This window comes from Pseudomonas sp. 2835, assembly GCF_050435905.1.
In the GTDB taxonomy this organism is placed as follows: Bacteria; Pseudomonadota; Gammaproteobacteria; order Pseudomonadales; family Pseudomonadaceae; genus Aquipseudomonas.
This window is the reverse complement of record NZ_JBNDLE010000007.1, coordinates 111053-124691: the sequence shown is the minus strand read 5'-3', so window position 1 is coordinate 124691 and position 13639 is coordinate 111053. Positions and strand designations below refer to the sequence as shown.

The window sequence follows — 13639 nt, the reverse complement described above, 5'->3', positions numbered from 1 at the left end:
CGCAGACTCTGCCCATCGAAACCGGAGTCCTGTCCATGCACCGCAAACTGAGTTACAAACTGGCCGTGATCGGCTTTCTGATCGTGTTGCTGCTGATCCCGTTGTTCATGATCGGCGGCTTGATCCAGGACCGTCAGTACCAGCGTGATCGCGTGGTCCGCGACATTGCCGAAAGCTCAAGCTTCGCCCAGCAGATTACCGGGCCGATGCTGGTGGTGCCGTACCGCAAGATTGAACGGCGCTGGAAGACCGAAGAGGGCAAGAGCTTCCAGGAAATCAGCCAGGTCAATGGCCACCTGTATTTCCTCCCGGAAACCTTCGATCTCAATGCCAGCATCGACACCGAGCTGCGTTCGCGCGGTATCTACGAAGCGCGCCTGTTCCACGCCAATAGCCACATCAATGGCCATTTCGAGATCCCGGCCAACTGGGGTATTACCGAGGACTTCGAAGATTACCGCTTCGAACCGGCTTTCCTGGTCGTCGGTATCAGCGACATCCGCGGCATCGAAAAAGGCCTGCAGCTGCAGCTCAACGACCAGCGCCTGGACTTTGCCGCCGGCACCAAGCTGGGCTGGATGAGTGGTGGTGTGCACGCGCTGTTGCCCGGTGTCGATGGCAAGGTCGCGAGCGTGCTCAACTATGCCTTCGACCTCAGCCTGCAAGGCACCGAACAGCTGCAGGTGTTGCCGGTAGGGCGTAGCACCAGCGTGGCCATGGCCGCCAACTGGCCGCATCCGAGCTTTGACGGCAACTACCTGCCGGTCAGCCGCAAGATCGATGCCGGTGGTTTCTCGGCGCGCTGGCAAACCTCGTTCTTCTCCACCAACCTCGAAGATGCCCTGACCCAGTGCGTAGTCAATGACAAGTGCAATGCCTTCAACGGTCGCGCTTTCGGGGTCAGCTTCATCGACCCGGTGGACCAGTACCTCAAGAGCGAGCGGGCAATCAAATATGCGCTGCTGTTCATCGCCCTGACCTTTGCCGGCTTCTTCCTCTTCGAAGTGCTCAAGGGCCTGAGCGTGCACCCGATCCAGTACGGCCTGGTGGGCGTGGCCCTGGCGTTCTTCTACCTGCTGTTGTTGTCGATGTCCGAACACCTGGGCTTTGCCATGGCCTATGCCTTGTCGGCGAGCGGCTGTGTGTTGCTGATCGGCTTCTACCTGTGCCACGTGCTGCACAGCGTGTTTCGCGGAATGAGCTTTGCCCTGGGGCTGGCGATGCTCTACGGCATGCTCTACGGCCTGCTGACGGCTGAGGATTACGCCTTGCTGATGGGTTCGCTGCTGCTGTTCGCGCTGCTGGGTGTGTTCATGGTCCTGACCCGTCGCCTGGACTGGTATGGGGTTGGCCAGGTGAAGCTGTCGTGAGCGGCTTGCGCGAGGAGAGGGTATTGGGGGCAGTGCTGGCGACCCACATCGCCGGCCTGTGGACCGCAGAGGTGATTGTCGGCGCCGGCCTGGCCGGGGATGAGATCGCGGTTGTGTCGGACAATGCGCGGCGCCTGCATCGCTGGCAAAGCCAGCTCCCACACAGTCAGCGGTACACCGATGCACTGTGGGAGCCGGCCTTGCCGGCGATGGGCGGCAAGGCCGCCCCGGGCAATCTCAGCTAACGGAAGGGTCAGTCGCGCGCATCGACTCACGCAGGCATACCTGCGCATACCACCCCGCCAGCTGCGGCTGTTGCTCACGCCAGCCGAAGTCGGGGAAGCGCAGGTCGAGGTAACCCAGGGCACAGGCCACGCCGATGGCGGCGATGTCGAAGCCCGAGGCAAGGTCGGCGAAATGCTGCTGCTCAAGGTTGCTCAGGCCACGACGGATCTTGTCCTGTTGCGCCTCGATCCAGCTGTCCCATTGTTTGTCCTTGGGCCGCAGGAAGGTCTCGTAACGGGTCAGCACCGCGGCATCCATGATCGCATCGGCCAGCGATGCCAGGGTCAGGCGATGCCAGCGCGGCCAGCCGTCACGGGGGATCAGCGGGTTGCCGACATGCTGCAGGTCGAGGTATTCGCAGATCACCCGGCTGTCGTGCAGCACGCTGCCGTCAGCCAGGCGCAGGGCCGGGATCTTGCCGGCCGGGTTGCCCTGGTTGAGCTCAGCCACCGGGTCGACCGGGGTGAGGTTGACGGTCTGCAGCGCCACGCGGTCGGTTTGCCCGGTTTCGTGCAGCACTACCAGGACCTTGCGCACGAACGGCGAGGCCGGCGAATGGAACAGGGTCATGCTCGGTGCGGACATGTCGATCCCTCAGTTGCCTTGCAGGCTCGGTGGCAGGCAGACACCGGTACCGCCGATGCCGCAGTAGCCGTCGGGGTTCTTGGCCAGGTACTGCTGGTGGTAGGCCTCGGCAAAATAAACGGTCGGCGCCTGGTCGATCTCGGTGGTGATCTCGCCGAAACCGGCCTTGGTCAGCTCGGCCTGGTAGGCCTGCTTGCTGGCCAGTGCCTCGTCCAGTTGCTGGGGGCTGGTGCAGTAGATCACCGAGCGGTACTGGGTGCCGATGTCGTTGCCCTGGCGCATGCCCTGGGTCGGGTTGTGCAGTTCCCAGAACATCGCCAGCAGCTCTTTGTAGCTGACCTTGTCTTTGTCGAACACCACCAGCACCACTTCGGTGTGGCCGGTCAGGCCCGAGCAGACTTCTTCGTAGGTCGGGTTGGGGGTAAAGCCGCCGGCATAGCCGACCACGGTGCTGACCACGCCTTCACGCTGCCAGAAGCGCCGTTCGGCACCCCAGAAGCAGCCCAGGCCGAAGATTGCGAAGTCGATGGCGCCTTCGAAGAACGGGCCGAGCAGCGGGGTGTCCTTGAAGACAAAATGCTTCTCGGGCAGGGTCATCGGCGTTTCGCGGCCAGGCAGGGCCTGTTCGGCAGTGGGCAGGACGTTTTTGTTCACCAGAATCTCCGAGCGCAGGACCATGATCGTTCCTCTGCTGATTGGGGTAGGCAAGGCTGGCCCCGCGAAGGGGCCCGAATGAACCTATATTGCCCGAGACAAACGCCGCTGTCAGGCGATAGGGCCACGCGGATAGCGTTTGAGCTTGGTGATCAGCTCGCTGCCCGGAATCGGCCGGTCGAACAGGTAGCCCTGGCCGACATCGCAGCGGTGGCGACGCAGGAAGGCCAGCTGTTCGGCGGTCTCGATGCCTTCGGCCACCACCTTGAGCTTGAGGTTGTGAGCCATGGCCACCACCGCCGAGGTGATTTCCATATCGTCCTGGTTGTCGGGGATTTCGTGGATGAAGCTGCGATCGATCTTGATGATGTCGATCGGGAATTTCTTCAGGTAACTCAGCGACGAATAGCCGGTGCCGAAGTCGTCCATGGCCAGGGTCAGCCCCAGTTGCTTGAGCTGGTCGAGCTGGCGGTGGGTGTCTTCGGTGGCTTCCAGCAGCAGGCCTTCGGTCAGCTCAAGCTCCAGCAGGTGCGGGGGCAGGGCTTCTTCCTTGAGGATATTGGCGATCGAGGCGACCAGGTCCGGGTCGGAAAACTGCTTGGGCGAGAGGTTGATCGCCACCTGCAGGTTGCCCAGGCCCTCCATGCGCAGCGTCTGGCTCATGCGGCAGGCCTGGCGGGCGATCCACTTGCCGATAGGGATGATCAGCCCGGTTTCTTCGGCGACGCTGATGAACTGGTCGGGGCGGATCATGCCTTTTTCTGGATGGTTCCAGCGCAGCAGCGCTTCCAGGCCCAGCAGGCGGCCGCTGCGCAGGCACAGCTTGGGCTGGTAGAACACGTCCAGCTCGTTCTGGGTCAGGGCGCGGCGCAGGTTGTTCTCGACGAACAGCTTGTAGCTGGCCTCGGCATTGAGCGCTTCGGTGAACACCTGGACCTGGTGCTTGCCGTTGGCCTTGGCCTTGTGCAGGGCAAGGCCTGCGTTCTTCATCAGCGTCTGCGGGTCGCGCCCGTGCAGCGGCGCGCAGGCCAGGCCCACGGAGCCGGTGACGTTGATCAGCTGGTTGTCGACGAACATCGGCTTGTCGAGGGTGCGCAGCAGTTGCTGGGCCACCTGCTGGCCGCTTTCAAGGTCGGTGTCTTCGAGCAGTACGGCGAATTCGTTACTGGCAAAGCGCGCCAGGCTGCCGCCGGGGCTCAGGCTGTTGCGCAGGCGCCGGGCGAGGCTGATCAGCAACTTGTCGCCGGTCTGGTGGCCGAGGCTGTCGTTGATCCGTTTGAAGTTGTCGATGTCCACCAGCAGCAGGCTGATCGGGCTGTCGCTGTCGCGGGCGAAGCGCTCGTCGAGGTTGCGGATGAACGCCGGGCGGTTGCCCAGGCTGGTCAGGTTGTCGGTGTAGGCCAGGCGCTCGATGCGCTGTTGGGCCAGCTTGCTCTGGGTGATGTCTTCGTAGATGCCGATGTAGTGGGTCAGTTCGCGGTTGTCGCCGAACACCTTGGAAATCGACAGCTGGCCCCAGTAGGGCTCAAGGTTCTTGCGCCGGCTCTTGAACTCGCCCTGCCAGCTGTTGCCCATGGCCAGGCTCGACGGTGCGTCGAACAGCAGCTCGCTCAGGTTTTCCAGCGCCGGCAGCTCCGAAAGGCGGTGGCCGTGGACTTCTTCGGTGCTGTACTGGGTGATGGCGGTAAAGCTTGGGTTGACGTACTCGACCACGCCGTCGCGGTTGACCAGCAAAAAGGCGTTGGCGCTTTGCTCGACGGCGCGCTGGAACAGGTGCAGGGCGTTGGTTGCGGTGCGCCGGTTGTGGTTGTTGATGACCTGGGCGAACTGATCGGCCAGCTCGCCGGCAAAGGCGATCTCATCGGTTTGCCAGGCCCGCGCCGAGCCGGTCTGTTCCAGGCACAGCACCCCGACCACCTGGCCATCGATGCGGATACTGGCATCGAGCATGGCATTGATGTCGCGCGGGCGCAGGCTCTCGGCCATGTCGCGGGTGCGCGGGTCGTGGGTGGCGTTGTGGGCGTCGATGGCGCGGCTGGTGTGCAGGGCTTCGAGGTAGTCGGGAAAGCGGCTGGCATCGATCGGCTCGGGCAGGCGGTATTCCTGGGTCGAACGGTAGAACGCCGAAATCGGCTGCAGTTGCTGGTCTTCCAGGTACCAGATGCTCGCGCAGTCGATCTTGTAGATTTCGCAGGCACTGCGGGTGATCAGCTCGGCGGCTTCGAGCAGCGAGTTGCTGGCGCTGTAGCGATGGCGGGCCAGGTGCAGGATCAGATCCTGCTGGGCGCGCACCCGCTCCAGGTGCTCGAGCTGTTCCTGCTGGGCGCGCTGGTTGAGCTGCAGGGCGATCTGCAGCCGGCTGTTGCGGGTCTCGAGGTCGGCGGCCGACAGGTCCGGGGTATCCCCCGGCTGGCTGTCGAGGACCATCAGGTACCCGCGCAACAGCTGGCGGTTGTGCTGCTTGTAGGCTTCGCCCAGCTCCAGCAGGTGCAGCGGGCCTTGGCCGGTGTGCAGGGTGTAGCGCACCAGGTAATGCGGGCGCTGGGCCAGTTGCAGCTGGATGGCATCGTGCAGTTTGTAGCGCGCTTCGGGTTCCATCAGGCTCGCGTAGGGCGAACCGACCAGGGCGCAGAGTTCGACGGCGGCCAGGCCAAATTGCCGTTCACACCCAGGATCCAGATAGAGCAGCGCCCAGCTCGCCTCGTTCAGCCGCTCGAAACGCAGCATCCCGAGCCGCGAGGGCACGGGCAACTGCGTCACGACCTCGGCCACCATACGGCTGGCGGCATCAGGTTGGCTTTTCATCGAGAGCTCGCTTCAAGAAGGCTGTTCGCGCAAATAGAGCAATCTGCTACTACGCGTGTCGGCAAGGTTGCATCATGCGCTTGAGGCTGACAAGCGATACAGAGACCTCCGTACTAACTGTGTCGGCATTGGCGTAGGAATCTTAAGTCGGACACTGCGCATCGCGGAGCAGGCCCGCTCTTGCTGGGTGATCTTCAGATAAAAAAAGCCCCGCCAAAATGACGGGGTTGAGGTACGAGCGTGGCAGCTCGAAAAGGGAGCCTGTCTCCCCGGCAGGGGAGACAGGAAACAGCAATTACAACAGCATGGTGCGGATGTCGGTCAGCAGATCGCCCAGGCGCTTGGTGAAGCGCGCGGCAGCGGCGCCGTTGATCACACGGTGATCGTAGGACAGCGACAGCGGCAGCATCAGCTTCGGCTGGAAGGCTTTGCCGTCCCAGACTGGCTGGATGGTTGCCTTGGAGACACCGAGGATCGCCACTTCCGGCGCGTTGACGATCGGCGTGAAGCCGGTACCGCCAATATGGCCGAGGCTGGAAATGGTGAAGCAGGCGCCTTGCATGTCGTCGGCCGAAAGCTTCTTGGTCCGGGCTTTTTCTGCCAGGGCCGCCGCTTCGCCAGCCAGTTGCAGCAGGCTCTTCTGGTCGACGTTTTTGATCACAGGGACCAGCAGGCCGTCCGGGGTATCAACCGCGAAGCCGACGTTGACGTACTTCTTGCGGATGATCGCCTTGCCGCTAGGTGCCAGCGAGCTATTGAAGTCCGGCAGTTCCTTGAGCAGGTGAGCACAGGCCTTGAGCAGCAGCGGCAGTACGGTCAGCTTGACGCCGGCCTTTTCTGCAACGGCTTTCTGCGCAACGCGGAAGGCTTCCAGCTCGGTGATGTCGGCGCTGTCGAACTGGGTAACGTGCGGCACGTTCAGCCAGCTGCGATGCAGGTTGGTAGCACCCATCTGCATCAGGCGGGTCATCGGCACTTCTTCGGTTTCGCCGAAACGGCTGAAATCGACTTCCGGGATCGGCGGGATGCCTGCACCACCGGTTGCACCGGCGGCTGGAGCTTCCTTGGCCTTCTGCATCATGGCCTTGACGTAAACCTGTACGTCTTCCTTGAGCACACGACCGTGCGGGCCGCTGGCGGCAACCGCGCTCAGCTCGACGCCGAACTCACGGGCCAGCTGACGCACGGCAGGGCCGGCGTGAACCTTGGCACCGCTTGGCGCAGGGGCTGCGGCAGGCGCCGGTGCGGCCTCGGCTTTGGCAGCCGGAGCAGGTGCAGCAGCAGGTGCGGCTTCAGCCTTGGCGGCCGGGGCAGCAGCGGCAGGCGCTGGCGCCGGGGCGGCAGCGCCCTGGACTTTGAGCTTGAGGATGAAGTCGCCAGTGCCGACTTCGTCTTCAAGCTTGACGCCGATGCTTTCCACCACGCCGGCAGCCGGCGACGGGATTTCCATCGAGGCTTTGTCGGATTCCAGGGTGATCAGCGACTGGTCGGCTTCGACAGTGTCGCCAACCTTGACCAGCAGCTCGATGATCTTGGCCTTGCCCGAGGAGCCGATGTCCGGAACATGAATGTCCTGGACAGTTGCGGCAGCCGGTGCCGCGGCCGGGGCCGCAGGGGCCTGGGCAGCAGCAGGTTTTTCTTCGGCAGCAGGCGCTGCGGCAGGGGCGGCAGCCGCAGGGGCCGCAGCAGCGGCGCCCTCGACTTCCAGCTCCAGCAGTTCGTCGCCTTCTTTCAGGCGGTCGCCCAGCTTGACCTTCAGGCTCTTGACCACGCCGGCCTTGGGAGCAGGGATTTCCATGCTCGCCTTGTCCGATTCCAGGGTCAGGATGCTCTGGTCGGCTTCGATACGGTCGCCAACTTTGACGAACAGCTCGATGACTTCACCTTCACCGCTGCCGATGTCAGGTACGCGAATGAGTTCGCTCACTTAAAAATACTCCTCAGCAGTCCAGTGGGTTGCGTTTGTCCGGGTCGATGCCGAACTTGGTGATGGCTTCAGCCACGACCTTCGGTTCGATATCGCCACGGTCAGCCAAGGCTTCCAGGGCAGCCAGCACCACGAAGTGACGGTCGACTTCGAAGAAGTGACGCAGCTTCTTGCGGCTGTCGCTGCGACCGAAGCCATCGGTACCCAGGACTTTGAACTCTTTGCTCGGAACCCACTGGCGAATCTGTTCGGCGAACAGCTTCATGTAGTCGGTGGAGGCAATGACCGGGCCCTTACGGCCAGCCAGGCACTCTTCGACGTAGGTAACCTGAGGTTTCTGACCAGGCTTGAGGCGGTTGCTGCGCTCTACGGCCAGGCCGTCGCGACGCAGTTCGTTGAAGCTGGTAACGCTCCAGACGTCGGCGCCAACGTTGAACTCTTCACGCAGGATCTTCGCCGCTTCGCGAACTTCACGCAGGATGGTGCCGGAGCCCAGCAACTGAACGTGATGCGCCGCTTCGCGGGTGTCTTCCTCGAGCAGGTACATGCCCTTGATGATGCCTTCCTCGACACCGGCCGGGATGGCTGGCTGCTGGTAGGACTCGTTCATCACGGTGATGTAGTAGAAGACGTCCTGTTGCTCTTCGGTCATCTTCTTCATGCCGTCCTGGATGATCACCGCCAGCTCGTAGCCGTAGGTCGGATCATAGGTGCGGCAGTTCGGGATGGTCGCGGCCAGCATGTGGCTGTGACCGTCTTCGTGCTGCAGGCCTTCACCGTTGAGGGTGGTACGGCCGGCGGTACCGCCGATCAGGAAGCCACGGGTACGGCTGTCGCCAGCGGCCCAGGCCAGGTCGCCGATACGCTGGAAGCCGAACATCGAGTAGAAGATGTAGAACGGCAGCATCGGCTGGTTGTGGTTCGAGTACGAAGTACCGGCAGCGATGAAGGAGGACATGGCGCCCGCTTCGTTGATGCCTTCTTCGAGGATCTGGCCCTTCTTGTCTTCGCGGTAGAACATCACCTGGTCTTTATCGACTGGCTCGTAGAGCTGGCCGACGGACGAGTAGATGCCCAGCTGGCGGAACATGCCTTCCATACCGAAGGTACGGGCTTCGTCCGGGATGATCGGGACGATGCGCTGGCCGATTTCCTTGTCCTTGACCAGTTGCGCGAGGATCCGCACGAAGGCCATGGTGGTGGAGATTTCACGGTCGCCCGAGCCGTCGAGGATCGCCTTCAGGGTTTCCAGTGGTGGCGTCGGGATGCTGAAGCTCTTGGCGCGGCGCTGCGGCACGAAGCCACCCAGGGCGCTGCGGCGCTCGGCCAGGTAACGGGCCTCGGCGCTGCCTTCTTCAGGCTTGAAGAACGGCAGGTTTTCCAGCTCTTCGTCCTTGACCGGGATGTCGAAACGATCGCGGAAGTGACGCAGGCTGTCGACGTCGACCTTCTTGGTGTTGTGCGCGGTGTTCTTGGCTTCGCCAGCACCGGTGCCGTAACCCTTGATGGTCTTGGCCAGGATGACGGTCGGCTGCTCTTTGTGGTTGACCGCCTGGTGGTAGGCCGCATAGACCTTGTACGGGTCGTGGCCGCCACGGTTGAGCTTCCAGATCTCGTCGTCGGACAGGTCGGCGACCATGGCCTTGAGTTCTGGGGTGTTGAAGAAGTGCTCACGGACGAATGCGCCGTCCTTGGCCTTGTAGTTCTGGTACTCGCCGTCGATGACTTCGTCCATGCGACGCTGCAGGATACCGTCGACGTCCTTGGCCAGCAGTGGGTCCCAGAAACGGCCCCAGACCACTTTGTTGACGTTCCAGCCACCGCCACGGAACACGCCTTCGAGTTCCTGGATGATCTTGCCGTTGCCGCGAACCGGGCCGTCGAGGCGCTGCAGGTTGCAGTTGATGACGAAGATCAGGTTGTCGAGCTTCTCGCGGCCAGCCAGCGAGATTGCGCCCAGGGATTCCGGCTCGTCGCACTCGCCGTCGCCCATGAAGCACCAGACTTTCTGCTTGCCTGCTGGGATGTAGCCGCGGCTTTCCAGGTACTTCATGAAGCGTGCCTGGTAGATCGCCTGGATCGGGCCCAGACCCATGGAAACGGTCGGGAACTGCCAGAAGTCAGGCATCAGCCATGGGTGCGGGTACGAAGACAGGCCCTTGCCATCGACTTCCTGGCGGAAGTTGTTCATCTGGTCTTCGCTGATGCGGCCTTCCATGAAGGCGCGGGCGTAGACGCCAGGCGAGGCGTGGCCCTGGAAGAAGATCAGGTCGCCGCCGTGTTCTTCGGTCGGAGCCTGGAAGAAGTAGTTGAAGCCGATGTCGTACAGGGTGGCACTGGAGGCGAAGCTCGAAATGTGGCCGCCCAGGTCCGAGTCTTTCAGGTTGGTGCGCATCACCATGGCCAGTGCGTTCCAACGGACCAACGAGCGAATGCGGCGTTCCATGAACAGGTCGCCAGGCATGCGTGCTTCGTGGGTAACGGGGATGGTGTTGCGGTATGGCGTGGTGATGGCATATGGCAGCTGAGAGCCACTACGGGTGGCCAGCTCGCCCATACGGGTCATCAGGTAGTGAGCGCGGTCTTCGCCTTCTTTGTCGAGAACCGACTCCAGGGCGTCCAGCCATTCCTGGGTTTCGACGGGATCGAGGTCTTGCATGGCTTGCTCCAGGGCGGAAAGGCTTCCAGAATCGGTTGCCTGAGTTTGCGACTGGCCTTTTGGGCAGACGACATAAAATTCTTGGATTACCGGAGAGTGTACCGGCGTTGTGTAGTTTTACTACAAATGAATCACCATTTCATGCTTTTGAAGTGATCGGGCAGTAGTAAAACTACACAAAAATGGCTCGTGGCCGCTGTTCGGGTTGTGGGAAAAATCGATACCGGTGGTTAAAAACAAGTTAAGAAAAGGTTTGCTGCGATGGTTTCTGCCAGAAAATCAGTTTTTACAGCTATTTCTAACTTTTGTACGACAGTCCAACCGTGGTCAGGGTTCCCCAGTCCGCTCGCTGCCAACCCAATCTCGCCGATCAAGGATAGACCATGAGCCTGCCTTTGCTGGCCGAACTGCCGGCCACCCTCACTGCCTTGGTCAGCCGTAACGAGCAATCGTTTCGTGCGGCTGTTGCCCTGCACCCTGAACTGTCTGTTGACGACTGGAACGCTGAACGCTGGGCGCAGTTCGCCCGGGTGAGCGCGGCCAGTGATTTCGTTCTTGAACAAGTGCTGCGCGACCCGGCGATGCTGGTCGATCTGGCCGCCAGTGGTGAGCTCGACCGGGCTTTTACGGCGGGCCAGTTGTGCGCGCAGATCGCTGCCGCCAGCCAGGCGGCCGAGAGCGAGGACGAGCTGGCGCGCAACCTGCGCCGCCAGCGCAGCCGCCAGCAAGTGCGGATCATCTGGCGCGACCTGACCCGCCAGGCCGACCTGGTGCAGACCTGCCGTGACCTGTCCGACCTTGCCGACGCCTGTATAGACCAGGCCTACAACTGGCTGTACCCGCGCCACTGCCAGCAATTCGGCACGCCGATCGGCCATCGCAGCGGCCAGCCGCAGCACATGGTGGTGCTGGGCATGGGCAAGCTCGGCGCGGTGGAGCTGAACCTGTCGTCGGACATCGACCTGATCTTCGCCTTCCCCGAAGGTGGCGAGACCGAAGGGGTCAAGCGCTCGCTGGATAACCAGGAGTTCTTCACTCGCCTGGGCCAGCGTTTGATCAAGGCACTCGACCCGATCACCGTCGACGGTTTTGTTTTCCGCGTCGACATGCGCCTGCGCCCTTACGGTTCGGCCGGCGCCCTGGTGCTCAGCTTCAATGCCCTGGAACAGTACTACCAGGACCAGGGCCGCGACTGGGAACGCTACGCGATGATCAAGGCGCGAGTGGTGGCCGGCGACCAGGTCGCCGGTGCGCAGTTGCTGGATATGCTGCGGCCCTTCGTTTACCGGCGTTACCTGGACTTCTCGGCGATCGAAGCGCTGCGCACCATGAAGCAGCTGATCCAGCAGGAAGTGCGGCGCAAAGGCATGGCCGAGAACATCAAGCTGGGGGCCGGCGGCATCCGCGAAGTCGAGTTTATCGCCCAGGCTTTCCAGCTGATTCATGGCGGGCGTGACCTGAGCCTGCAGCAGCGGCCCTTGCTCAAGGTGCTGTCGACCCTTGAAGGCCAGGGTTACCTGCCGCCGGCGGTGATCGCCGAGCTGCGCGAAGGTTATGAATTTCTGCGTTACACCGAGCACGCGATCCAGGCGATTGCCGACCGCCAGACCCAGATGCTCCCGGACGATGAGCTGGACCGCGCGCGCATCGCCTTCATGCTCGGCTTTGCCGACTGGCAGAGCTTTCACGCCCAGCTGATGCACTGGCGTGGGCGGATCGACTGGCACTTTCGCCAGGTGATTGCCGACCCGGACGAAGACGAGAATGAAGAGGGTGAAGTGATCGTCGGTGGCGAATGGCTGCCGCTGTGGGAAGAAGCCCAGAATGAAGAGGCCGCCTGCCGTCAGTTGCAGGACGCCGGTTTCGCCGACCCGCAAAAAGCCCTCAAGCAGCTCGCCGGCCTGCGCGTCAGCCCGCAGTTGCGGGCCATGCAGCGCCTGGGGCGTGAACGCCTCGATGCCTTTATTCCGCGTTTGCTGGCCCAGGCGGTGGAGCACGCCGACCCGGACCTGGTGCTGGAGCGGGTGCTGCCGCTGGTCGAGGCTGTGGCCCGGCGTTCGGCTTACCTGGTGCTGCTCACCGAAAACCCCGGTGCCCTGCGCCGCCTGCTGACCCTGTGCGCCGCCAGCCCGTGGATCGCCGAACAGATCACCCGCTTCCCGCTGCTGCTCGATGAACTGCTTAATGAAGGCCGCCTGTTCAGCCCGCCGCAGGCCCCGGAACTGGCCGCCGAGCTGCGTGAGCGGCTGACGCGTATCCCCGAGGACGATCTCGAGCAACAAATGGAAGCCCTGCGCCATTTCAAGCTGGCCCACAGCCTGCGGGTCGCCGCCTCGGAAATCGCCGGCAACCTGCCGTTGATGAAGGTCAGCGACTACCTGACCTGGCTGGCCGAAGCCATCCTCAACCAGGTGCTGGCCCTGGCCTGGCGCCAGACCGTAAGCCGTCATGGTCAGCCCAAGCGCAGCGACGGCAGCCTGTGCGACCCGGGCTTCATTATTGTCGGCTACGGCAAGGTCGGTGGCATCGAGCTGGGCCACGGCTCGGACCTGGACCTGGTGTTCATCCACGACGGCGACCCGCAGGCCGAAACCGATGGCGCCAAGCCCATCGACAGCGCGCAGTTCTTCACCCGCCTGGGCCAGCGCATCATTCACCTGCTGACTACCCAGACCAACTCCGGGCAGCTCTACGACGTGGACATGCGCCTGCGGCCTTCGGGCGCTTCAGGCCTGTTGGTCAGTTCCCTGGGCGCTTTCGAGCGTTACCAGCAGAACGAAGCCTGGACCTGGGAGCATCAGGCCCTGGTCCGCGCCCGGGTGCTGGTCGGTTGCCCGCAGGTGGGCACGGCGTTCGAGGCGGTGCGTGCACGCATCCTCGGCCAGGCCCGCGACCTGCCCAAGCTGCAGGCCGAAGTCAGCGAGATGCGCGCCAAGATGCGCGACAACCTCGGCACCAAGGTCAGCGCCGCCGGAACCGCGGCCAATGCTTTCGAGGCCGGCGTGCCCTTCGATATCAAGCAGGATGCCGGTGGTATCGTCGATATCGAATTTATGGTGCAATACGCCGCTTTGGCCTGGTCTCACGACCATCCGGCACTGCTGCGCTGGACCGACAATATCCGCATCCTCGAAGAGCTTGAGCAGGCCGGGCTGATGCCCGCCAGCGATGCCGTGCTGCTGCGCGAGGTGTACAAGGCGTTCCGCTCCGCCGCGCACCGCCAGGCCCTGCAAAAGCAGGCCGGGGTGATCGATGCCGGGCAGTTCGTCCAGGAGCGCCAGGAGGTGCGGCGGATCTGGTCGCAGCTGGGTTTGAGTTGAGCCATCGGCCAGGCGGTTCAGGCACCAGGACGCC

General features: G+C 63.0%; 8 protein-coding genes. 3 read left to right on the top strand and 5 right to left on the bottom strand.

Annotation, left to right across the window (positions count from 1 at the left end; translation table 11 throughout):
* Nucleotides 1–35: 35 nt before the first annotated feature.
* Nucleotides 36–1370, top strand: coding sequence for a cell envelope integrity protein CreD (gene creD, locus ABIE20_RS12405; protein ID WP_429505345.1), 1335 nt, complete (start codon nucleotides 36–38; stop codon nucleotides 1368–1370).
* The gene (locus ABIE20_RS12400; protein ID WP_401293380.1) at nucleotides 1367–1615 is read left to right on the top strand and encodes a hypothetical protein; all 249 of its coding nucleotides are present in this window, start codon (nucleotides 1367–1369) and stop codon (nucleotides 1613–1615) included. The genes creD and ABIE20_RS12400 overlap by 4 nt, the downstream gene beginning before the upstream one ends.
* Here ABIE20_RS12400 and ABIE20_RS12395 read toward each other — a convergent pair.
* The 5 genes from ABIE20_RS12395 to aceE all read right to left on the bottom strand — a co-directional run bounded on the left by ABIE20_RS12395 (nucleotide 1608) and on the right by aceE (nucleotide 10285).
* Nucleotides 1608–2240 (bottom strand): glutathione S-transferase, encoded by a 633-nt coding sequence (locus tag ABIE20_RS12395; RefSeq protein ID WP_401293382.1) that lies wholly within the window; start codon nucleotides 2238–2240, stop codon nucleotides 1608–1610. The genes ABIE20_RS12400 and ABIE20_RS12395 overlap by 8 nt on opposite strands.
* A gap of 9 nt (nucleotides 2241–2249) precedes the next feature.
* Nucleotides 2250–2918 carry a peptide-methionine (S)-S-oxide reductase MsrA gene (gene msrA / locus ABIE20_RS12390; RefSeq protein ID WP_429505344.1) on the bottom strand — a complete coding sequence of 223 codons (669 nt, stop codon included), beginning with the start codon at nucleotides 2916–2918 and terminating at the stop codon, nucleotides 2250–2252.
* Nucleotides 2919–3005: 87 nt separating this feature from the next.
* Nucleotides 3006–5699 (bottom strand): putative bifunctional diguanylate cyclase/phosphodiesterase, encoded by a 2694-nt coding sequence (locus ABIE20_RS12385; protein WP_429505343.1) that lies wholly within the window; start codon nucleotides 5697–5699, stop codon nucleotides 3006–3008.
* A 295-nt stretch (nucleotides 5700–5994) separates the two neighbouring features.
* Nucleotides 5995–7626: a dihydrolipoyllysine-residue acetyltransferase gene (gene aceF, locus ABIE20_RS12380; protein WP_429505342.1), complete on the bottom strand. Its 1632-nt coding sequence runs from the start codon at nucleotides 7624–7626 to the stop codon at nucleotides 5995–5997.
* A gap of 13 nt (nucleotides 7627–7639) precedes the next feature.
* A complete protein-coding gene (gene aceE, locus ABIE20_RS12375; RefSeq protein ID WP_045199161.1) occupies nucleotides 7640–10285 on the bottom strand; it encodes a pyruvate dehydrogenase (acetyl-transferring), homodimeric type in 2646 nt (881 codons plus the stop codon).
* 383 nt (nucleotides 10286–10668) lie between these two features.
* On the opposite strand from aceE, the gene glnE reads away from it, so the two are divergent.
* A complete protein-coding gene (glnE, locus tag ABIE20_RS12370; protein WP_429505341.1) occupies nucleotides 10669–13605 on the top strand; it encodes a bifunctional [glutamate--ammonia ligase]-adenylyl-L-tyrosine phosphorylase/[glutamate--ammonia-ligase] adenylyltransferase in 2937 nt (978 codons plus the stop codon).
* Nucleotides 13606–13639 lie beyond the last annotated feature (34 nt).

Coding starts and splice junctions, on each gene's coding strand:
- ABIE20_RS12385 (WP_429505343.1), bottom strand. CDS start 5,699: ATGAAAAGCCAACCTGATGCCGCCAGCCGTATGGTGGCCGAGGTCGTG.
- glnE (WP_429505341.1), top strand. CDS start 10,669: ATGAGCCTGCCTTTGCTGGCCGAACTGCCGGCCACCCTCACTGCCTTG.
- creD (WP_429505345.1), top strand. CDS start 36: ATGCACCGCAAACTGAGTTACAAACTGGCCGTGATCGGCTTTCTGATC.
- ABIE20_RS12395 (WP_401293382.1), bottom strand. CDS start 2,240: ATGTCCGCACCGAGCATGACCCTGTTCCATTCGCCGGCCTCGCCGTTC.
- aceE (WP_045199161.1), bottom strand. CDS start 10,285: ATGCAAGACCTCGATCCCGTCGAAACCCAGGAATGGCTGGACGCCCTG.
- msrA (WP_429505344.1), bottom strand. CDS start 2,918: ATGGTCCTGCGCTCGGAGATTCTGGTGAACAAAAACGTCCTGCCCACT.